Origin of the sequence: Streptomyces aidingensis, assembly GCF_900112355.1 — a bacterium.
In the GTDB taxonomy this organism is placed as follows: Bacteria; Actinomycetota; Actinomycetes; order Streptomycetales; family Streptomycetaceae; genus Streptomyces; species Streptomyces aidingensis.
The window spans coordinates 226,769-246,378 of record NZ_FOLM01000005.1; the positions used below are offsets into that span (position 1 = coordinate 226,769).

General features: G+C 71.7%; 18 protein-coding genes. 13 read left to right on the top strand and 5 right to left on the bottom strand.

The features are described 5' to 3' along the window. Nucleotides 1-15 precede the first annotated feature (15 nt). The gene (locus BM242_RS12075) at nt 16-606 is read right to left on the bottom strand and encodes a DUF3043 domain-containing protein (protein WP_342746955.1); all 591 of its coding nucleotides are present in this window, start codon (nt 604-606) and stop codon (nt 16-18) included. A gap of 289 nt (nt 607-895) precedes the next feature. On the opposite strand from BM242_RS12075, the gene BM242_RS12080 reads away from it, so the two are divergent. Beyond that, the gene (locus BM242_RS12080; protein ID WP_093838769.1) at nt 896-1,702 is read left to right on the top strand and encodes a PspA/IM30 family protein; all 807 of its coding nucleotides are present in this window, start codon (nt 896-898) and stop codon (nt 1,700-1,702) included. A gap of 40 nt (nt 1,703-1,742) precedes the next feature. After that, nucleotides 1,743-2,021: a PspA-associated protein PspAA gene (gene pspAA, locus BM242_RS12085; protein WP_093838770.1), complete on the top strand. Its 279-nt coding sequence runs from the start codon at nt 1,743-1,745 to the stop codon at nt 2,019-2,021. A 146-nt stretch (nt 2,022-2,167) separates the two neighbouring features. Here the strand turns inward: pspAA and nadA are convergent, their stop codons facing one another. Continuing rightward, nucleotides 2,168-3,361: a quinolinate synthase NadA gene (nadA, locus tag BM242_RS12090; protein WP_093838771.1), complete on the bottom strand. Its 1,194-nt coding sequence runs from the start codon at nt 3,359-3,361 to the stop codon at nt 2,168-2,170. Between the two features lie 337 nt (nt 3,362-3,698). On the opposite strand from nadA, the gene erpA reads away from it, so the two are divergent. Further along, nucleotides 3,699-4,049: an iron-sulfur cluster insertion protein ErpA gene (erpA, locus tag BM242_RS12095; protein ID WP_093838772.1), complete on the top strand. Its 351-nt coding sequence runs from the start codon at nt 3,699-3,701 to the stop codon at nt 4,047-4,049. 86 nt (nt 4,050-4,135) lie between these two features. Here erpA and BM242_RS12100 read toward each other — a convergent pair whose 3' ends face one another. Continuing rightward, nucleotides 4,136-5,890 (bottom strand): hypothetical protein, encoded by a 1,755-nt coding sequence (locus BM242_RS12100; protein ID WP_093838773.1) that lies wholly within the window; start codon nt 5,888-5,890, stop codon nt 4,136-4,138. A gap of 243 nt (nt 5,891-6,133) precedes the next feature. Between BM242_RS12100 and BM242_RS12105 the strand changes: the two genes are divergently transcribed. Beyond that, nucleotides 6,134-7,108: a carbohydrate kinase family protein gene (locus tag BM242_RS12105; RefSeq protein ID WP_093838774.1), complete on the top strand. Its 975-nt coding sequence runs from the start codon at nt 6,134-6,136 to the stop codon at nt 7,106-7,108. A gap of 54 nt (nt 7,109-7,162) precedes the next feature. Here BM242_RS12105 and BM242_RS12110 read toward each other — a convergent pair whose 3' ends face one another. After that, entirely contained in the window at nt 7,163-8,539 is a 1,377-nt protein-coding gene (locus BM242_RS12110) for a cysteine desulfurase/sulfurtransferase TusA family protein (RefSeq protein WP_093838775.1), read from the bottom strand. Between the two features lie 295 nt (nt 8,540-8,834). On the opposite strand from BM242_RS12110, the gene ctaC reads away from it, so the two are divergent. From ctaC to BM242_RS12130, 4 genes are all read left to right on the top strand, one after another. Continuing rightward, entirely contained in the window at nt 8,835-9,794 is a 960-nt protein-coding gene (gene ctaC / locus BM242_RS12115; RefSeq protein WP_093838776.1) for an aa3-type cytochrome oxidase subunit II, read from the top strand. Next, nucleotides 9,791-11,512, top strand: coding sequence for an aa3-type cytochrome oxidase subunit I (ctaD, locus tag BM242_RS12120; RefSeq protein WP_093838777.1), 1,722 nt, complete (start codon nt 9,791-9,793; stop codon nt 11,510-11,512). The genes ctaC and ctaD overlap by 4 nt, the downstream gene beginning before the upstream one ends. Further along, the gene (locus BM242_RS12125) at nt 11,509-11,907 is read left to right on the top strand and encodes a cytochrome c oxidase subunit 4 (protein ID WP_093838778.1); all 399 of its coding nucleotides are present in this window, start codon (nt 11,509-11,511) and stop codon (nt 11,905-11,907) included. Before ctaD ends, BM242_RS12125 begins: the two co-directional genes overlap by 4 nt. 151 nt (nt 11,908-12,058) lie before the next feature. Beyond that, nucleotides 12,059-13,363 (top strand): L,D-transpeptidase, encoded by a 1,305-nt coding sequence (locus tag BM242_RS12130; protein WP_093838779.1) that lies wholly within the window; start codon nt 12,059-12,061, stop codon nt 13,361-13,363. An 80-nt stretch (nt 13,364-13,443) separates the two neighbouring features. Here the strand turns inward: BM242_RS12130 and BM242_RS12135 are convergent, their stop codons facing one another. Beyond that, complete coding sequence (locus BM242_RS12135; protein WP_093838780.1) at nt 13,444-13,845, bottom strand: response regulator transcription factor; 402 nt, start codon at nt 13,843-13,845, stop codon at nt 13,444-13,446. Nucleotides 13,846-14,029: 184 nt separating this feature from the next. Here BM242_RS12135 and ctaE point away from each other — a divergent pair, with 184 nt between their 5' ends. The 5 genes from ctaE (at nt 14,030) to trpD (ending at nt 19,508) form a co-directional block, all read left to right on the top strand. Beyond that, the gene (gene ctaE / locus BM242_RS12140; RefSeq protein ID WP_093838781.1) at nt 14,030-14,653 is read left to right on the top strand and encodes an aa3-type cytochrome oxidase subunit III; all 624 of its coding nucleotides are present in this window, start codon (nt 14,030-14,032) and stop codon (nt 14,651-14,653) included. Nucleotides 14,654-14,774: 121 nt separating this feature from the next. Further along, a complete protein-coding gene (gene qcrC / locus BM242_RS12145) occupies nt 14,775-15,584 on the top strand; it encodes a cytochrome bc1 complex diheme cytochrome c subunit (RefSeq protein ID WP_093838782.1) in 810 nt (269 codons plus the stop codon). Next, nucleotides 15,581-16,654, top strand: a complete 1,074-nt coding sequence (gene qcrA / locus BM242_RS12150) for a cytochrome bc1 complex Rieske iron-sulfur subunit (RefSeq protein WP_093838783.1) — start codon at nt 15,581-15,583, stop codon at nt 16,652-16,654. Before qcrC ends, qcrA begins: the two co-directional genes overlap by 4 nt. Continuing rightward, the gene (gene qcrB, locus BM242_RS12155; RefSeq protein WP_093838784.1) at nt 16,651-18,294 is read left to right on the top strand and encodes a cytochrome bc1 complex cytochrome b subunit; all 1,644 of its coding nucleotides are present in this window, start codon (nt 16,651-16,653) and stop codon (nt 18,292-18,294) included. Before qcrA ends, qcrB begins: the two co-directional genes overlap by 4 nt. A gap of 146 nt (nt 18,295-18,440) precedes the next feature. Beyond that, nucleotides 18,441-19,508: an anthranilate phosphoribosyltransferase gene (gene trpD / locus BM242_RS12160; RefSeq protein WP_093838785.1), complete on the top strand. Its 1,068-nt coding sequence runs from the start codon at nt 18,441-18,443 to the stop codon at nt 19,506-19,508. Nucleotides 19,509-19,610: the final 102 nt, after the last annotated feature.

Genomic DNA, 19,610 nt, shown 5'->3' on the forward strand with positions numbered 1-19,610 from the left:
GCGGCCGGGCGCGGTTCAGTCCCGCGGCGGCTCGCCGCGCTTGACCTGCGGCTTGGGCAGCCGCAGCCGCCGCATCTGGAGGGTGCGCAGGATGGCGTAGAAGACCGCGCCCTTGCGGTTCTCGTCCGGGAAGCGGCGGCGCAGCGCACCGCGCAGCCGGAAGCCCAGGATCGTCTCGTCCAGCACGATCAGCACGATGATCAGCAGCCAGGCCAGCAGGGCGAAGGCCTGGTAGGCCGGGAACATGCTGGCGATCAGGATGGCCACCGCGATCGGCAGGAACCACTCGGCGAGCTGCCACCGGGAGTCCACGAAGTCGCGGGCGAAGCGGCGCACCGGCCCCCGGTCGCGGTAGGGCAGGTACCGCTCGTCCCCGTTGATCAGGGCCTCCCGCTGCTTGCCGAGCTGGGCGCGGCGGGCCTCTCGGGCGCGGCGCGCCGCCTCCTTGCGGTTGGCGGGGGGCTTGACGGACACCTTGCGCTGGGCGAGCGCCTCGCGCCGTTTCGGCGTGGGCCGGCCCTTGGGCGCCTGGGGGTCACGCACCGCGTCCTCGTCGGTCACGGGCGCCGTGGTCTGCTGGGAGTCTTTGGAACGGCTTCGGAACACACTCCCAAGAGTAAGCTGTGGGGGAGTGTGCGCTTCCCCCGGAGGGGGAACGATCGTGCAGCGGTGGTGTCGCGTCTCGGGGTGGGCGGCGCCCGGTCTGCTCCTGCGGGTGCACAGCCTTCTCCTCCCTGGGCGGGAGGCGGCCGGACGGCGATCATTCCGCAGGAGGAGCGCACGAAGCGCCGGACAGTGCGCTAATAGAAGAGGCCCCCGTAGGGTAGGGGGCGAGCAGTGAATGCCGAATAACGAGGCTGTCCGAAGGGGGCGCGCGAGGCCCATGAGCGGTGTCATGAAGCGGATGGGGATGATCTTCCGCGCGAAGGCCAACAAGGCCCTGGACCGGGCCGAGGACCCGCGCGAGACGCTCGACTACTCGTACCAGAAGCAGCTCGAACTGCTGCAGAAGGTGCGGCGCGGGGTCGCCGATGTGGCGACCTCCCGCAAGCGGCTGGAGCTGCAGCTGAACCAGCTCCGCAGGCAGTCCGACAAGCTCAGCGACCAGGGCAAGAAGGCGCTGGCACTGGGCCGGGAGGACCTTGCCCGCGAGGCGCTGACCCGGCGTTCCGGGCTCCAGCAGCAGGTCGCCGACCTGGAGGTGCAGCACCAGACGCTGCAGGGCGAGGAGGAGAAGCTCACCCTGGCGGCGCAGCGGCTCCAGGCAAAGGTGGACGCCTTCCGTACCAAGAAGGAGACCATCAAGGCCACCTACACCGCCGCCCAGGCGCAGACCCGGATCGGCGAGGCCTTCTCGGGCATCTCGGAGGAGATGAGCGATGTGGGCCTGGCCGTGCAGCGGGCCGAGGACCGCACCCAGCAGCTCCAGGCGCGGGCGGGCGCGATCGACGAACTGCTCGCCTCCGGCGCCCTGGACGACCCCTCGGGCATGGCCAAGGACGACATCGCCGCCGAGCTGGACCGGATCTCCGGCGGCTCGGACGTGGAGCTGGAGCTCCAGCGGATGAAGGCCGAGCTGGCCGGCGGTCCGGCGCCCAAGCCCGCCATCGAGGGCGGCAACGCCGGCGCGGCCGGTGCGGAGGCGGCCCCGGAGGCCGCCCAGCAGGAGCAGCAGCGCGACATCCGCTTCGACAAGCCCTGACCCTGCCACCGCACAACAGACCCCGTCACGAGGAGTAGCAGTGATCGTAAGGATCATGGGGGAGGGGCAGGTCCGGCTGGAGGACAGCCACTTCGCCGAGCTGAACAAGCTCGACGACGAGCTGCTGGCCGAGGTGGAGTCGGGCGACGAGGCCGGTTTCCGGCGCACCCTGGCCGCCCTGCTGTCGGCGGTGCGCACCATGGGGGCGCCGCTGCCGCAGGACTCGCTGGAGCCGTCGGAGCTGATCCTGCCGTCTCCCGACGCCAGTCTGGAGGAGGTCCGCGCCATGCTGACCGACGACGGTCTGATCCCCGGCTGACGGCCGGCCGGCTGATCCCGGGGACCACGGCCGGACCCCCGGCGCCTTCCGTGCGGAGGCGCCGGGGGTCCGGCCGTTCCGGTCCGGCGCGGGTTCCGGCCGGAGGGCGGATCGGGAGGCCGCGGCGTTGCGGGCCGCGGGGGCCGTCAGGGCAGGGCCAGCATGCGTTCCAGGGCGAGCCGGGCGTACTTCTCGGTCTCCCGGTCCACCTCGATGCGGTTGACCACCTTGCCGTCCACCAGCGATTCCAGGGCCCAGACCAGATGAGGCAGGTCGATCCGGTTCATGGTGGAGCAGAAGCACACCGTGCGGTCCAGGAAGACGATCTCCTTGCCTTCCGCGGCGAACCGGCCGGCCAGCCGCTTGACCAGGTTCAGCTCGGTGCCGACGGCCCACCGGGAGCCGGCCGGGGCGTCCTGGAGGGTCTTGATGATGTACTCGGTGGAGCCCACCCGGTCGGCCGCGGCCACCACCTCGTGCCGGCACTCCGGGTGCACCAGCACATTGACCCCGGGGATGCGCTCGCGCACCTCGCGCACCGATTCCAGGGTGAAGCGGCCGTGCACCGAGCAGTGCCCGCGCCACAGGATCATCCGGGCGTCGCGGAGCTGCCGGACGGTGAGTCCGCCGTTCGGCTTGTGCGGATTCCACACCACGCAGTCGTCCAGGGACAGGCCCAGGTCCCGCACGGCGGTGTTGCGGCCGAGGTGCTGGTCGGGCAGGAAGAGCACCTTGGCCGGGGCGGACCCGTCGCCCTGGGCGAAGGCCCAGGTCAGCGCCTTCTGGGCATTGGAGGAGGTGCAGATGGTGCCGCCGTGCCGGCCGGTGAACGCCTTGATGTCGGCGGAGGAGTTCATGTACGACACGGGCACGGTGGCATCGGCCACCCCCGCCTCGGTGAGGGCGTCCCAGCACTCCTCGACCTGCTCGGCGGTGGCCATGTCGGCCATGGAGCAGCCGGCCGCCAGATCCGGCAGCACCACCTGCTGGGCGTCCGAGGTGAGGATGTCGGCGGACTCGGCCATGAAGTGCACGCCGCAGAAGACGATGTACTCGGCCTCCGGCCGGGCGGCGGCGTCCCGTGCCAGCTTGAAGGAGTCGCCGGTGACATCGGCGAACTGGATGACCTCGTCCCGCTGGTAGTGGTGGCCGAGCACGAAGACCTTGTCGCCCAGGGCCGCCTTGGCGGCGCGGGCGCGTTCCACCAGACCGGGGTCGGAGGGGGCGGGCAGGTCGCCGGGGCAGTCCACGCCGCGTTCGCTCGCCGGGTCGGAGCCGCGGCCGAGCAGCAGCAGGGCGAGCGGGGTCGGCTGGACGTCCAGGGGTTGGGCGGTGGTCACGGCACGCACCCTTTCTCTTCGCTTCTCCGTGGCGAGGTCTGGCGCGGAGTTCCGGCGCGGGGTCCGGCGACAGCCCTTTATCGTCTAATTGACGTTATTAATCATAACTCCTTCTCGTCGGTTTGACGATGTGATTCATGTCAGTGTGACGCATACCGCTGCGCGGGCACGCGAGGAGGAATGTCCGTAACGTCGGCGGTGTCCGCACCGCACCGCACCGTCCCGCACCGTGCCGAGGTGTGCGAGCATGGGAATCCGGCGGGCGCCGGAATGATTGCGGCGGGCCCGCTGTTGCAGCAGGCGGCCAAGCAGTCCGTTCAACCCGGGAGTGAAGCAGATGTCCGTTGAGGACAAGACCGCTGTCGACGGTGTCGTTCTGTCCGACGCCGCCGCGGCCAAGGTGAAGAGCCTCCTTGAGCAGGAGGGCCGGGACGATCTCGCGCTCCGGGTGGCGGTGCAGCCCGGCGGCTGTTCCGGCCTGCGCTACCAGCTCTTCTTCGACGAGCGCCGGCTCGACGGCGATGTCGTCAAGGACTACGACGGCGTCCAGGTCGTCACCGACCGGATGAGCGCCCCGTATCTGCACGGAGCCCACATCGACTTCGTCGACACCATCGAGAAGCAGGGCTTCACCATCGACAACCCCAACGCCAGCGGCTCCTGCGCCTGCGGCGACTCCTTCAGCTGACCCGGGCGGAGCGGCAGCAACGGCAGAGGCGGTGATCCTCCCCCGTGGAGGACCACCGCCTCTGCCGCCTCCCGGCCGGCCCGGCCTCAGCGGACGGGCACCGGATCCCCGTGCCCGTCCAGAATCGTGCGGTCACCGACCGGCTCCTCCAGGGTGACCTGCGAGACCGCCTCCTCGGCGATCAGGATGCAGGCCTCGCCCTCCTTCTGACCGCTGCCCGTCACCCGCAGGGTGACCGTGGTGGCGGTCTCCTCCGCGGTGACCGTGTAGGTCTGGCAGACCCCGGTCCAGTAGTGGTAGGTCAGGGTGGTGTCCCCGGGCCGGTACGGCTCCACATACACGCCCGGATCCACGGGCTCCCCGCCCGGCTCCGGCTCGCCGGCGTCCGCGCCGCCGCCCTGGTCCGGGGCGGGAGCGCCGCCGTCGCCGTCCGAGCCCTTGCTGCCCGGCTCGGACCCTCCCCTGCCGACCGGGGTGTCCCCGTCCGGGGCACTGTCCGTGCCCCCGTCCGTGTCCCCGTTTCCGGCACCGGTGTCCGGCCCGGCCAGAAACTCCGGGTCCACGGCCGGATGTCCGGCCACATGAGCGCTCCCCGCCTGCTCCTGGCCGCCCCGGAACAGCCAGGCCGGCACCAGCAGCGGCTCACCCCGCGAGTGGTGCAGGCTCAGGCCCAGTTCGGCGCCGGTGACCTCCAGCGGCTCCGGGGCCGCCGCCGGTTCCACGGCCGGCCCGGCGGCGTCCGCCGACACCGGCCCGTCCGCCGGAGCGGCGTACCGCTCGTTCAGCAGCTCCAGCGCCTCGGCCGCCCCGACCAGCGGGTACTCCTCGCCCGGCGCGGTCTCGGCCAGAGCGCCCCAGCCGCCGGTGACCTCGCCCTCCGGGCCGACCTCGAAGAAGGTGTACGAGCCGTACACCGGCAGCCCGGCCACCTCGTCCTGCACCATCACGGTGCGCACCTCGCCCCAGGCGCTGGAGGTGTCGGCCGGGGCGTCGGCCAGGCCCAGCACCTCCAGGGCCGGCCGCACCGCGGCCAGCGCGGCCTTGCCGGAGACCGGCGGCAGGGTCTGCTCCGGCTCCGGAGCGTCCCCCAGCCCGAAGCCGTCGTCGTCCCCGGGCCCCGGTTCCTCGGTCGGCACCTCTCCGGCGGGCAGGGCGGGCTCGGCGGCGTCCTGGCCGGCGGCCTTGGCGGCCTCTTCCGCGGCCAGGTCCCGGTCCCGGGCCTCGGCGTCCCGCGGGCTCTCCAGGGTCTCCGGGCTGCCGGTCGTGCCCAGATCCGGAATCAGCTCCTCCGGCTCCATGGGATGGGAGGTCAGATGCCACTGGCCCATCGCGTCCGCGGTGACCACCAGCATCGGGTCCTGGCGTCCGGTGCCGCCGCCCGCCGTCCAGTAGCCGTCCTTCCGCTCCAGCGAGTCCGCCAGCCCGAACGCCCCGGCCAGCGCGGCCACCTTCGCCTCGTCCACCTCGCCGGTGAACTCGTGCACCGGAGCGCTCTCCGGGCCCTGGGGGAGCTCCACCACCGCCTCGTAGCGCAGACCGGAGAACGCGGGCATCGAGGTGCCGGCCTCCAGGGCCTCCTCGGCGGCGCCGTCCCGCTGCGCCGCACCGCCGCCGCCCAGATCGTCCAGCACCAGCGGGTCCGGCCGGCCGCCGGAGCCGTCCCCGGCGGCGAGCAGCGCGCCGCCGCCGTACAGGGCGCCGGCCAGCAGCACCACCGAACCGGTGACCGCGGCCACCGCGGGCCAGTGCCGCCGCCGGTCCGGACTGTCCGGCGGCTCCGGCGGCACGGCCTCCGCGCCGGACGTGCCGGACGTCTCCTCGGGACTCTCCTTGTCGCTCACGGCTCACTCCTCGCCCTCGCCGGACGCGGGAGCCGCTCGGCAACGGCCGGGCGGCCCCGCGCTGTGCGTCGTATGCCCCTTGGACGGACCGCCCCCGCGACTGGTTCCCCCCGCTGCTTCCCCCGCCTCCCGCCGGCTTCCCCGTACACGCAGGGTGCCGGGCCGATAGGCTGGTGTGGTCGCGTTCCGGCGATCCGCGCCGGGCTTTGACCTTCTCCGTCACTCTCCAGGAAGCAGACCGCTGTGCGTATCGCCGTCTGTGGCTCGATCGCCACCGATCATCTGATGACCTTCCCGGGACGCTTCGCCGACCAGCTCGTCGGCGACCAGCTGCACACCGTCTCGCTCTCCTTCCTGGTCGACGACCTGGAGGTGCGGCGCGGCGGGGTGGCCGCCAACATCGCCTTCGGCATGGGGCAGCTGGGTGCGGGTCCGGTGCTGGTCGGCTCGGTGGGCGCCGACTTCGACGAGTACCGCGCCTGGCTGGACCGGCACGGCGTGGACACCTCGCATGTGCGGGTGTCGGAGCTGCTGCACACCGCCCGCTTCGTCTGCACCACGGACGCCGACCACAACCAGATCGGCTCCTTCTACTCCGGCGCCATGAGCGAGGCCCGGCTCATCGAGCTCAAGACCATCGCCGACCGGACCGGCGGCCTGGACCTGGTGCACATCGGCGCCGACGATCCCGAGGCCATGCGCCGCCACACCGAGGAGTGCCGCACCCGGGGCATCCCGTTCGCCGCCGACTTCTCCCAGCAGCTCGCCCGCATGGACGGCGAGGAGATCCGCGACCTCACCGACGGCGCGGCCTATCTCTTCAGCAACGAGTACGAGAAGGCCCTGATCGAGTCCAAGACCGGCTGGAGCGCCGAGGAGGTGCTGCGGCGGGTCGGCACCCGGGTCACCACGCTGGGCTCCCGCGGCGTGCTGGTGGAGCGGGAGGGCGAGCCGGAGATCCGGGTGGGCTGCCCGGAGGAGGAGCGCAAGGCCGACCCCACCGGCGTGGGCGACGCCTTCCGCGCCGGTTTCCTGTCCGGCATCGTCTGGCACGCGGGTCTGGAGCGTGCCGCGCAGCTCGGCTGCATGCTCGCCACCCTGGTCATCGAGACGGTCGGCACCCAGGAGTACGAACTCAAGCGCGGCTCCTTCATGGACCGCTTCACCAAGGCGTACGGCATGGAGGCCGCCGACGAGGTCCGCCACCACCTGCTCTGAGCCCCGGGCCCGGGGCCCCGGGCCGCTGCGGGGGGAGGCCCGCCGGGGCCCGGCTCAGGCGGTACGCCGCACCCGGTAGGCGGTGCCGCGCGGGGCGGGCCGCTCGCCCAGGTACTCGTGGCCGCGCAGATGACACCAGGCGGGGATGTCCAGGCCCGCCACCTCGTCGTCGGACAGCACGGTGACGGTCCCGCCCACCGGCACCCGCCCGATGACCCGGCCCAGCTCGGTCACCGGAACGGGGCAGCGCTTGCCCAGGGTGTCCAGCACCAGCCCGTCGTCCCCGTCGGCGGTGACCGCGCCGCCCGCGGTGAGCTGGTCCCGGACCCCGCGCACCGCGCCGGGCAGCACGGCCAGAAAGCGGCGCACCTCCTCCTCACCGGTCCCGGGCGGCAGCGACACCCGCACATTTCCCTCCGACAGCACGCCCATGGCCTTGAGCACATGGCTGGGGGCCAGGGTGGCGGAGGTGCAGGAGGAGCCGGAGTTCACCGCGAACCCCTCCCGGTCCAGCGCGTGCAGCAGCGCCTCGCCGTCCGCGTACAGGCAGGAGAAGGTGACGATGTGCGGCAGCCGCCGCACCGGGTCGCCGACCACCTCGCAGTCCGGCACCAGCTCCGGTACCCGGTCCCGGATCAACCCGGTCAGCCGCCGCAGCCGCTGCCCCTCGGCCGCCGCCTCGGCGCGCACCGCGCGCAGCGAGGCCGCCGCGGCCACCACCAGCGGCAGGGCGGGAAAGCCGGGGGCGCGGCCCTCCTCCCGCTCGTCGGACGGCTCCGGCGCGGCGAACCGCACGCCCTTGCGCACGGCCAGCAGCCCCACCCCGCCCGGCCCGCCCCACTTGTGCGCGCTGGCGGCCAGCAGCGACCACCCCCCGGCCGGCGGCCCCCAGGGCAGCGACTGCGCGGCGTCCACCAGCAGCGGCACCCCGGCCGCCCGGCCGGCCTCGGCCGCCTCGGCGACGGGCTGCTCGGTCCCGGTCTCGTGGTTGGCGGACTGGAGGCAGGCGAGCGCGGTGTCCGGGCGCAGCGCCGCCGCCCATGCGCCGGGGCCGATCCGCCCGCCGCGGTCCGGGGCCACCTCGGTGACCGTGCCGCCGGCCCGCTCGTGCGCGGCCGCGGCATGCAGCACCGCGGAGTGCTCCACGGCCGAGACCACCAGATGGCGGCCCGTCCGGCGCCGCCCGGCCAGCGCGCCGGCGATGCCGGTGTGCAGGGCGCGGGTGCCGGAGGTGGTGAAGGACAGCTCGTCCGGGCGGCAGCCCACCAGTTCGGCGGCGGTCTCCCGGGCGGCGTCCAGCAGCATCCGGGCCCGCCGGCCCTCGCGGTACAGCCGCGCCGGATCGGCCCATCCCTCGTCCCAGGCGGCCAGCAGGGCCTCCCGCGCCACCGGGTGCGGCGGCAGCGTCGAAGCGGCATCGAAGTACGGCACCCCAGCACTCTAGGCTTCCGCCCCGCCGCACGGCCCGGCCCGGGCCCGCGCCGGGCCTGTTCCGGCGGGTGGGGAACGCGCGGCGGGGGGCGGCGGGCATGGCGCGCGGCGGCCGTGCGCCACGCGGGGCGGGGTGCGGCGCGTTGGGGACCCTCCCCGCGAGGGGGCCGGAAGCGTCCAGTAGGGTTTGGTCCGCATAAACAGTCCAAACCCCTGCCCGCGTCGGTCGGCCGCTGTCCACGCCCCGCGAAGGCCGTGGCCCAGCGCGCGGGCGAGACTCTCGGGAAGGCGCTACGTGAGTCCCAACGGCTCCGACCGCTCGTCGCGGCGCCCGATGCGGCGGAAGCTGCCGCAGGCGCTGATTGCGGGCCTGGTCCTGGCAACCGCGACAGGTTGCACATATGAGGACTTCCCCCGCCTCGGCATGCCCACCCCGGCGACCGAGGAGGCCCCCCGGATCCTGTCCCTGTGGCAGGGGTCCTGGGCGGCTGCGCTGGTCACCGGCGTGCTCGTCTGGGGGCTCATCCTGTGGGCGGTCATCTTCTACCGCCGCTCCCGTACCAAGGTCGAGGTGCCGCCGCAGACCCGGTACAACCTGCCCATCGAGGCGCTGTACACGCTGGTGCCGCTGATCGTCATCTCGGTCCTCTTCTACTTCACCGCCCGGGACCAGACCGAGCTGCTGGAGACCTCCGAACAGCCGGACCATGTGATCAACGTGGTGGGCTTCCAGTGGAGCTGGGGTTTCAACTACCTGGAGCCGGTGGGCGCCTCGGACGGCAGCGCGCACACCGCCGAGGAACTGGCCGCCATTCCGGAGTCGATGATGGAGGTCGTCCCCGTGGACGCCGACGGCGTCTACGACGTCGGCATCCCGGCCGACCGTGACCCGGACACCGGCAACCCCGGTCCGACCCTCTATCTGCCCGAGGGCGAGACCGTGCAGTTCATCCTGACCTCGCGGGACGTCATCCACTCCTTCTGGGTGGTGCCGTTCCTGATGAAGCAGGACGTGATCCCCGGCCACACCAACACCTTCCAGGTGACCCCGAACAAGCAGGGCACCTTCCTGGGCAAGTGCGCCGAACTGTGCGGCGTCGACCACGCCCGCATGCTCTTCAACGTCAAGGTGGTGTCTCCCGAGGAGTACCGGGAGCACCTCCAGGATCTGGCCGACCGCGGCCAGACGGGCTACATCCCGGCCGGCATTCCGCAGACGGAGGCCGCCACGAACGCGGAGACGAACAGGCCGTGAGTATCCTCGGACAGACCCAGGCGGGCGGACCGGCCGAGACGCCGCCGCCCCCGCGCCGCTCGCCCGGCGCGACGGTGGTCAAGTGGCTCACCACCACCGACCACAAGACCATCGGGACGCTCTACTTCATCACCTCCTTCGCCTTCTTCATCATCGGCGGCGTGATGGCCCTGATCATGCGGGCCGAACTGGCCCGTCCGGGCTCCCAGGTGGTCAGCAACGAACAGTTCAACCAGCTGTTCACCATGCACGGCACGATCATGCTGCTGATGTTCGCCACCCCGCTGTTCGCGGGCTTCGCGAACTGGATCATGCCGCTCCAGATCGGCGCCCCGGACGTCGCCTTCCCGCGGCTGAACATGCTGGCCTACTGGTTCTACCTGTTCGGCTCGACCATCGCCGTGCTGGGCTTCTTCACCCCGCAGGGCGCGGCCGACTTCGGCTGGTTCGCCTACACCCCGCTGTCCGACGCGGTGCGCTCGCCGGGCGTGGGCGCCGACATGTGGGTGATGGGCCTGGCGCTGAGCGGCTTCGGCACCATCCTCGGTTCGGTCAACTTCATCACCACCATCATCTGCATGCGCGCGCCCGGCATGACGATGTTCCGGATGCCGATCTTCACCTGGAACGTGCTGCTGACCGGTGTGCTGGTGCTGCTGGCCTTCCCGGTGCTGGCCGCCGCGCTGTTCGGGCTGGCCGCGGACCGGGTCTTCGGCGCCCACATCTTCGACGCCGCCAACGGCGGCGCGATCCTGTGGCAGCACCTGTTCTGGTTCTTCGGCCACCCCGAGGTGTACATCATCGCGCTGCCGTTCTTCGGCATCGTCTCGGAGGTCATCCCGGTCTTCAGCCGCAAGCCGATCTTCGGCTACATCGGCCTGGTGGCGGCCACCATCGCCATCGCCGGCCTGTCGGTGACGGTCTGGGCGCACCACATGTATGTCACCGGCGCGGTGCTGCTGCCGTTCTTCTCCTTCATGACCTTCCTGATCGCGGTCCCGACCGGGGTGAAGTTCTTCAACTGGATCGGCACCATGTGGAAGGGGTCACTGAGTTTCGAGACGCCGATGCTGTGGTCGGTCGGCTTCCTGGTCACCTTCCTCTTCGGCGGTCTGACCGGCGTCATCCTGGCCGCCCCGCCGCTGGACTTCCATGTCTCGGACTCCTACTTCGTGGTGGCCCACTTCCACTATGTGGTGTTCGGCACGGTGGTGTTCGCGATGTTCGCCGGCTTCCACTTCTGGTGGCCCAAGTGGACCGGGAAGATGCTGGACGAGCGGCTCGGCAAGATCACCTTCTGGACGCTGTTCATCGGCTTCCACGGCACCTTCCTGGTGCAGCACTGGCTGGGCGCCGAGGGCATGCCGCGCCGCTACGCCGACTATCTGGCCGCGGACGGCTTCACCTTCCTGAACACCGTCTCCACGGTCAGCTCCTTCCTGCTCGGCCTGTCGATGCTGCCGTTCTTCTACAACGTCTGGAAGACCTGGAAGTACGGCACGCCGGTGGGCGTGGACGACCCGTGGGGGTACGGCCGCTCGCTGGAGTGGGCGACCTCCTGCCCGCCGCCGCGGCACAACTTCCTCACCATTCCGCGGATCCGCTCCGAGTCCCCGGCGTTCGATCTCCACCACCCGGAGTTCGCCACGCTGGACCAGCTGGAGAACCCGAAGCGGGACGTGCTGGACACCGCCGAGGCCAAGGAGGTCCGCGCATGAAGATCCAGGGTCATCTCTTCAACATCCTCGCGGTCTTCATCCTCGGCGTCGCGATCGTCTACGGCGTCTGGTCCAGGGAGCCGGTGGGCACCACGGCGCTCTTCCTGGCCTTCGCGCTGGCCCTGATGATCGGCTTCTATCTGGTCTACACGGCCCGCCGGGTGGACACCGGGGCGCAGGACAGGAAGGAGGCGGATGTCGCCGACGACGCCGGGGAACTGGGCTTCTTCTCCCCGCACAGCTGGGCGCCGCTGGCCCTGGGCGCGGGTTCCATGTGCGCCTTCCTGGGCCCGGTCTTCGGCTGGTGGTTCCTCTACTTCACCGCGCCGCTGATCGCGGTGGGCCTGTGGCTGTGGGTCTTCGAGTACTACCGGGGCGAGAACCGCACCCAGTGATATCCCGCCGCCGCCGGCACCGCCCGGTGCCGTAGCGCACGACCGGCCGATGGGCCCCCCGGACGCGTCCGTCCGGGGGGCCTTACCCGTTTGGAGTACCGGAATCCGTCCTGGATGAGCTAAAACAGCGCAATCTTCATATTTTGTGACCATGAGTCACGGAAAAGCCGCAGAACAGCGCGCCCGCCGCGCCGCCACCGCCCGCCGGCGGCTGGCGCTCGGCTCCGCGCTCATACTCCTCGCCCTGGGCGGCGGGACCACCGCCTGCTCCCAGGACCGCCCGGGCCCGCCGGACGGCACCTCGCCCTACGACGCCGCCGGAGACGTCTCCTTCGGCGGGCGGACCGGTGAGGACGCGGACCGGGCCGTCGATCCGTCCCAGCCGCTGAAGATCACCACCGGCACCGAGGGCGTACGGATCACCGACGTCAGCGCCCGCGACCAGGCGGGGCGCACGATCGCCGGAGAACTCGACGCGGACGGCTCCGCCTGGCGCTCCACCACCCCGCTGGCGGCCGGCGCCGAATACACCGTGCGGATCGCCACCGAGGACGCCGCCGGCCGGCCGGGCCGCACCACCCATGTCGTCCGCACCTCACAGGCCGAGCGTGCCGAGCGGCTCCAGGTGGAGTTCGCGCCGGAACCCGGCACCTACGGCGTGGGGCACCCGGTGGTCGCCGAACTCAGCGAGCCGGTCACCGACGCCGGGGAACGGGCGCTGGTGGAGAGCGCCCTGCGGGTCAGCTCCGAACCCGCCGCCGAGGGCTCCTGGTACTGGGTCGAGGACGACCTGCTGCACTACCGGCCCCGGGAGTACTGGCCGGCCAACGCCATCATCCGGGTCAGCGCCGATCTGGAGGGTCTGCGCATCCGCGACGGCCTGCGCGGCGGCGGCTCCGAGGAGCTGGTGTTCCGCACCGGCGACCGGGTGGAGGCCGTCGCCGACATCGCCGCCCTCACCCTCACCGTCAAACGGAACGGCGAGGTGCTGCGGCAGATGCCGATGACCACCGGCAAGGAGGGCTTCCGCACCCGCAACGGCAAGAAGGTCATCCTGGGCCGGGAGTCCCAGGTGCGGATGCGGGGCACCTCGGTCGGCATCGCCGCGGGCAGCGCCGAGGACTACGACCTCGACGTCCGCTGGGCCGCCCGGCTCACCTGGAGCGGGGAGTATGTGCACGCCGCGCCCTGGTCGCTGGGCTCGCACGGGGTTGCCAACGTCAGCCACGGCTGCACCGGCCTGTCCACCGAGAACGCCCGGTGGTTCTTCGAGAACGTCCGGGTCGGCGACATCGTGGAGCACATCAACGGCTCCGGCGCCGACATGGCCTTCTTCGGCAACGGCTTCGGCGACTGGAACATGGAGTGGGAGCAGTGGCAGCAGGGCAGCGCACTGGCGGCGGACACTCCCGACCGGCCCGTCACCTCCCCCCACCGGCTGCGCCCCGGAGTCTGAGCCCCGCGGCCGTCCCGGCCACGGCGCCGTTTCCCGCACCCGGCCGCCGGATGCGGGAAACGGCGCCGGGCGGGGCGGGCTCAGGCCGCCGCGGGAAGGCGGCGGCGCAGCAGGGCGGCCAGCGAGGCGGCGAGTCCGGCCGGGTCCACCGGGTGCGGCACGGCGGCCTCCGCCCGGCTCCAGGTGGCCAGCCAGGCGTCCTGCGGGCGGCCGATCAGCACGAGCACGGGCGGGCAGTTGAAGATCTCGTCCTTGATCTGGCGGCACACGCCCATGCCGCCCGCCGGCACCGCCTCGCCGTCCAGCACGCAGGCGTCGATGCCGCCCGCCTCCAGCGCGCTCAGCACCGCGGGGAGCGTGGCGCACTCCACATACTCCACCGGCGGCAGATCCGGGGCGGGACGCCGGCCGGCCGCCAGTCGCACCTGCTCGCGCGTGTTGACGTCGTCGCTGTAGACCAGGACCGTGGCCGTGCGCTGCATCCGTCCGTCCTCCTCGTCGGGGGATGGCCCCGTACCCGTACCACCTGGGGCCCTTGCGCGGATCGTACTCCCTGGCCGCCGGCCGCCGGCACACCGGGAGTCCGGTGCCGGGAACCGGTGGTTCCGGCCGGCGGACACACCGAACGGGACCCCCGAAGTGAGGGCGGGATAAGCGACCGACATAATGACGGGCGTGGCGACAGCAACTGCAGCAGAAACCGGGCACGTGACCCATCCGGCGGTCAACCGTCCCAACATCACCAGCGTCGGGACCGTCATCTGGCTCAGTTCCGAGCTGATGTTCTTCGCGGCCCTGTTCGCGATGTACTTCACCCTGCGTTCGGTGATGGGCGCGGAGTACTGGGAGAGTCAGGCGGAGGCCCTGAACCTGCCCTTCTCCGGGGGCAACACCATCATCCTGGTGCTCTCTTCCCTGACCTGCCAGCTCGGCGTGTTCGCCGCCGAGCGCGGGGACGTGAAGAAGCTCCGGCTGTGGTTCGTGATCACCTTCATCATGGGTGCCGTCTTCATCGGCGGCCAGGTCACCGAGTATGTCGAGCTGGTGGAGCACCAGGGCATCTCGCTCTCCTCCGACCCCTACGGCTCGGTCTTCTACCTCACCACCGGGTTCCACGGCATGCACGTGCTGGGCGGCCTGATCGCCTTCCTGCTGGTGCTGGCCCGGACCTACGCCGCCCGGCGCTTCACCCATGAGCAGGCCACCTCCGCCATCGTCGTGTCCTACTACTGGCACTTCGTCGACGTGGTGTGGATCGGCCTCTTCGCGACGATCTACCTGATCCAGTGATCAGCCCCGTCCGGCCGTCCGCACCGCATGCGGCGGAAGCAGAAGCTGCGGGAACGGCGGGCGCACGGACCGGACGCCAACCCAAGAACCGACGCAGAACATCCTGACACCGGGGTAATCCGTGAAAAAGCTCTCCGCACGACGGCGCCATCCTCTGGCGGCGCTTGTCGTCCTCCTCTTCGCGCTGGCGGCCACAGGGGGGCTGTATGCCGCGCTCGCGCCCGCGGGCGAGGCCCAGGCCGATGCCTCGGAGACCTCCATCGCCGTCGAGGAGGGCAAGAAGCTCTATCTGGTGGGCTGCGCCACCTGCCACGGCAGTGAGGGCCAGGGCACCAGCGACGGGCCCAGCCTGGTCGGCGTCGGCGCAGCGGCCGTCGACTTCCAGGTCGCCACCGGCCGCATGCCGCTCCAGCAGCCCGGCCCCCAGGCGCCCGAGAAGCCGGTCGTCTACACCGAGGACCAGATCGCCCAGCTCGCCGCCTATGTCGCCTCGCTCGGCCCCGGCCCGGCCATCCCGGCCGAGGAGGAGTACGACCCGCAGGCCGGCGACCCGGCGGTCGGCGGTGAACTGTTCCGCCTCAACTGCTCGCAGTGCCACAACTTCACCGGCCAGGGCGGCGCCCTGACGGACGGCAAGTACGCCCCGGACCTGACCGACGTGGACCCGCGCTTCGTCTACGAGGCCATGCTCACCGGCCCGCAGGCGATGCCCGCCTTCCCCGACACCGTGCTGTCGCCGGAGAACAAGCGGGACATCATCGCCTGGCTGGACGCCGTCAACACGGAAAAGGCCCCCAACCCGGGCGGCTTCCAGCTCGGTGGCTACGGCCCGGTCAGCGAGGGCCTGTTCGCCTGGACCTTCGGCATCGGTGCGCTGATCGCCGCCGCCGTCTGGATCGGTGCCCACACCGCAAAGGCCAAGAAGTCATGAGCAGCCAGACCGAACACCACAACGACGTCTCCGGCGGGCCGGACACCCCGCTGATGAAGACCGAGCAGGCGCCGGCCACCGTGGCGGAGCACCCCTTCGCCGACCCCGGCCTGCCCGAGCACCAGCCGCGCCGCCAGGACATCGACGAGCGGGCCGCAAAGCGCTCCGAGCGCATGGTGACCCTGCTCTTCCTCACCTCCATCCTGGCCACCGTCGGCTTCATCGTCGCCTTCGCGCTGATCCCGGTGGACGAGATCGTCCACATCTGGCCCTTCGGCCATGTCAGCGCGCTGAACTTCGCGCTGGGCCTGACCCTGGGCACCGCCCTGTTCTGCGTCGGCGCGGGCGCCGTGCACTGGGCGCGCACCCTGATGTCGGACGCGGAGGTCCCCGAGGAGCGGCACGCGGTCGGTGCCCCCGAGCCGGTCAAGGAAGACGTGCTGACCGAGTTCCGGGCCGGAGTGCGGGAGTCCGGCATCGGCCTGGGCCGCCGCAAGCTGATGCGCAACACCATGATCGGCGCGGTCGGCCTGGTGCCGCTGTCCGGCGTGGTGCTGCTGCGCGACCTCGGACCGGCCCCCGGCGACAAGCTGTTCCACACCGCCTGGGCCGAGGGCGTGCGGATCGTCAACCAGAACACCGGTGAGCCGCTGCGGCCCGAGGACATCACCGTCGGCTCGCTGGTGCAGGCCGCCCCGGCCACCATCGACCATCACGACGAGGATTTCCACGCGCAGATCGCCAAGGCGGCGGTGATGCTGGTCCGGATCGAGCCGGAGGACATCAAGGACCCGCGGTCGGCCGAGTGGGGCCACGAGGGCATCCTGTGCTACTCCAAGATCTGCACCCACATCGGCTGCCCGGCCACCCTGTACGAGCAGCAGACGCACCACGCGCTCTGCCCCTGCCACCAGTCCACCTTCGACCTGGCGGACGGTGCGCGGGTGCTCTTCGGCCCGGCGGGCCACCCGCTGCCGCAGTTGCGGATCGGCAAGGACGAGGAAGGCTACCTGGTGGCGCTCGCCGACTTCGAGCAGCCGCCCGGCCCGAGCTTCTGGGAGCGCGGATGAGTACCGCAACCGACGAGAGGACCACCGCGCGGCGGGGCAAGGCCCCCGCCGGGGAGCGGCTGGCGGACTGGGCCGACGGCCGGCTCGGCGTCTACGGCGCCGCCAAGTACGGCATGCGGAAGGTCTTCCCCGACCACTGGTCCTTCCTGCTCGGCGAGATCGCGCTGTTCAGCTTCATCATCGTGCTGCTGACCGGTGTCTATCTGACGCTGTTCTTCGTGCCGTCGATGGCCCAGGTGGAGTACCACGGCTCCTATGTCCCGATGCAGGGGCAGCTGATGTCCGAGGCCTATGCCTCGACGCTGGACATCAGCTTCGATGTGCGCGGCGGTCTGCTGGTGCGGCAGATCCACCACTGGGGCGCCCTGATCTTTGTGGTGGCGATCTTCATCCACATGATGCGGGTGTTCTTCACCGGAGCCTTCCGCAAGCCGCGCGAGATCAACTGGCTGTTCGGCTTCACGCTGTTCATCCTGGCGCTGTTCACCGGCCTGACCGGCTACTCGCTGCCGGACGACCTGCTCTCCGGCACCGGCATCCGGTTCATGGAGGGCGCCATCCTGGCCACCCCGGTGGTCGGCACCTGGATCCAGATGCTGCTGTTCGGCGGGGAGTTCCCCGGACACGACATCATCCCGCGGTTCTTCGTGATCCATGTGCTGCTGCTGCCCGGTCTGCTGCTGGCGCTGGTGGTCGCGCATCTGATTCTGATCGTCTTCCACAAGCACACCCACTACGCCGGCCCGGGCAAGACCAACACCAACGTGGTCGGCATGCCGTTCTTCCCGGTCTACATGGCCAAGGCGGGCGGTTTCACCTTCATCGTGTTCGGCGTGATCACGCTGATCGCGGGCACCGTCACCATCAACCCGGTGTGGACCATCGGCCCCTACCGGCCGGAGACGGTGTCCACCAACGCGCAGCCGGACTGGTATCTGGGCTTCTCCGAGGGCCTGGTGCGGATGATGCCCGGCTGGGAGATCGTCCTCTTCGGCGACTACACCCTCAACCTGGGCCTGCTGATCCCGCTCGGGGTGTTCCCGGCCATGCTGGTCGTGCTGATGCTCTACCCGTTCTTCGAGAGCTGGGTCACCAAGGACACCCGCGAGCACCACATCGCGCAGCGCCCGCGGAACGTGCCCACCCGCACGGCCTTCGGCATGGCCTGGCTGAGCGCCTACTTCGTGGCCCTGGTGGCCGGCGGCAACGACGTCTGGGCGATCAACTTCAATCTGTCGATCAACGCCATCACCTGGTTCTGCCGGATCGGCTTCTTCGTGCTGCCGGTGCTGGTCTTCTTCCTCACCCGGCGGATCTGCCTGGGCCTCCAGCGCCGGGACCGCGACAAGGTGCTGCACGGCCGGGAGACCGGCATCATCAAGCGGCTGCCGCACGGCGAGTTCATCGAGGTGCACGAGCCGCTGCCGCCGGCGGAGCGCTACAAGCTCACCGCGCATGAGCAGCCCAGGCCGCTGTCGCTGCCGCCGGCGGTGGACGAGAACGGCGTGGAGCGCAAGGTCGGTCCGCTGGAGAAGCTGCGCGCCCGGCTCAGCCGGGGCTACTACGGCGAGCAGGCGCAGATCCCCAAGGCGACCGCCGAGGAGTACCGGGAGATCACCAGCGGTCACGGCCACCACTGACCGCCACCGGCCGCGCCCTTCCGCCCGCGCCACCGGCCCCGTGCACAGCGTCCGAGCTGTGGACGGGGCCGGTGGCCTGTCACCGGGGGCCCTTAGGGTGGCACTCGTCACGTGACAGTCATCCAGCCGCATGAGTGGAGCCGCGTATGAGCACCGTGATTCCCGCAGGAGGCGAGTCCAGGGCGGCCCACTCATGGCCCGAGGTGCTGGGCACCCTGATGGCCGGGCAGGATCTGCCCTCCGAGGCCGCCGCCTGGGCCATGGACAGGATCATGAGCGGCGAGGCCACGGACGCCCAGATCGCCGGCTTCGCGGTGGCGCTGCGGGCCAAGGGCGAGACGGTCGAGGAGATCGCCGGGCTGGTGCGGACGATGTACCGGCACGCCAATCTGATCGAGGTGCCCGGCCCGACGGTGGACATCGTCGGCACCGGCGGCGACCGCGCCCGGACGGTCAACATCTCCACCATGTCGGCCATCGTGGTGGCCGGCACCGGAGCCCGGGTGGTCAAGCACGGCAACCGGGCCGCGTCCAGCGCCAGCGGCGCCTCGGACGTGCTGGAGAAGCTGGGCGTCAACCTGGAGCTGCCGCCGGAGCGGGTGGCCCGGGTGGCCGACGAGGCCGGCATCACCTTCTGCTTCGCGGTGAAGTTCCACCCGGCGCTGCGCCATGTGGCCGCGGCGCGCCGGGAGCTGGGCGTGCCCACCCCGTTCAACTTCCTCGGCCCGCTGACCAATCCGGCCCGGGTCCGGGCCCAGGCCACCGGGGTGGCGGATGCCCGGATGGCCCCCATCATGGCCGGGGTGCTGGCCGAGCGCGGCAGCTCGGCGCTGGTCTTCCGCGGCGACGACGGGCTCGACGAGCTGACCCTCACCGGCACCTCCACCATCTGGCAGGTCCGGGACGGCAAGGTCGTCCGGCACTCCTTCGACCCGCGCGGCGTGGGGCTGCGGACGGCCCCGCTGGACGCGCTGCGCGGCGGGGACGCGGCGCACAACGCCGATGTGGCCCGCCGCCTGCTGGACGGCGAGCCCGGCCCGGTCCGGGACGCGGTGCTGCTCAACGCCGCGGCGGCGCTGGTGGCGCTGGACCCGGGGGACGCGCCGCTGGCCGACCAGCTCGCCGCGGGCATGGCCCGGGCGGCCGAGTCCATCGACTCCGGCGCCGCCCGCACCACCCTGGCCAACTGGATCACCGCCACCCACGCCGCGTAGGCCCGCCGGCCGGGCGGGCCGCGGCGGTGCGGCCCCGGCCGCACCAGGACCGCCCGGCCTGCGCCCGCGACGGCCGCAAGGCCGCGCACCCCGCCGCCGGCG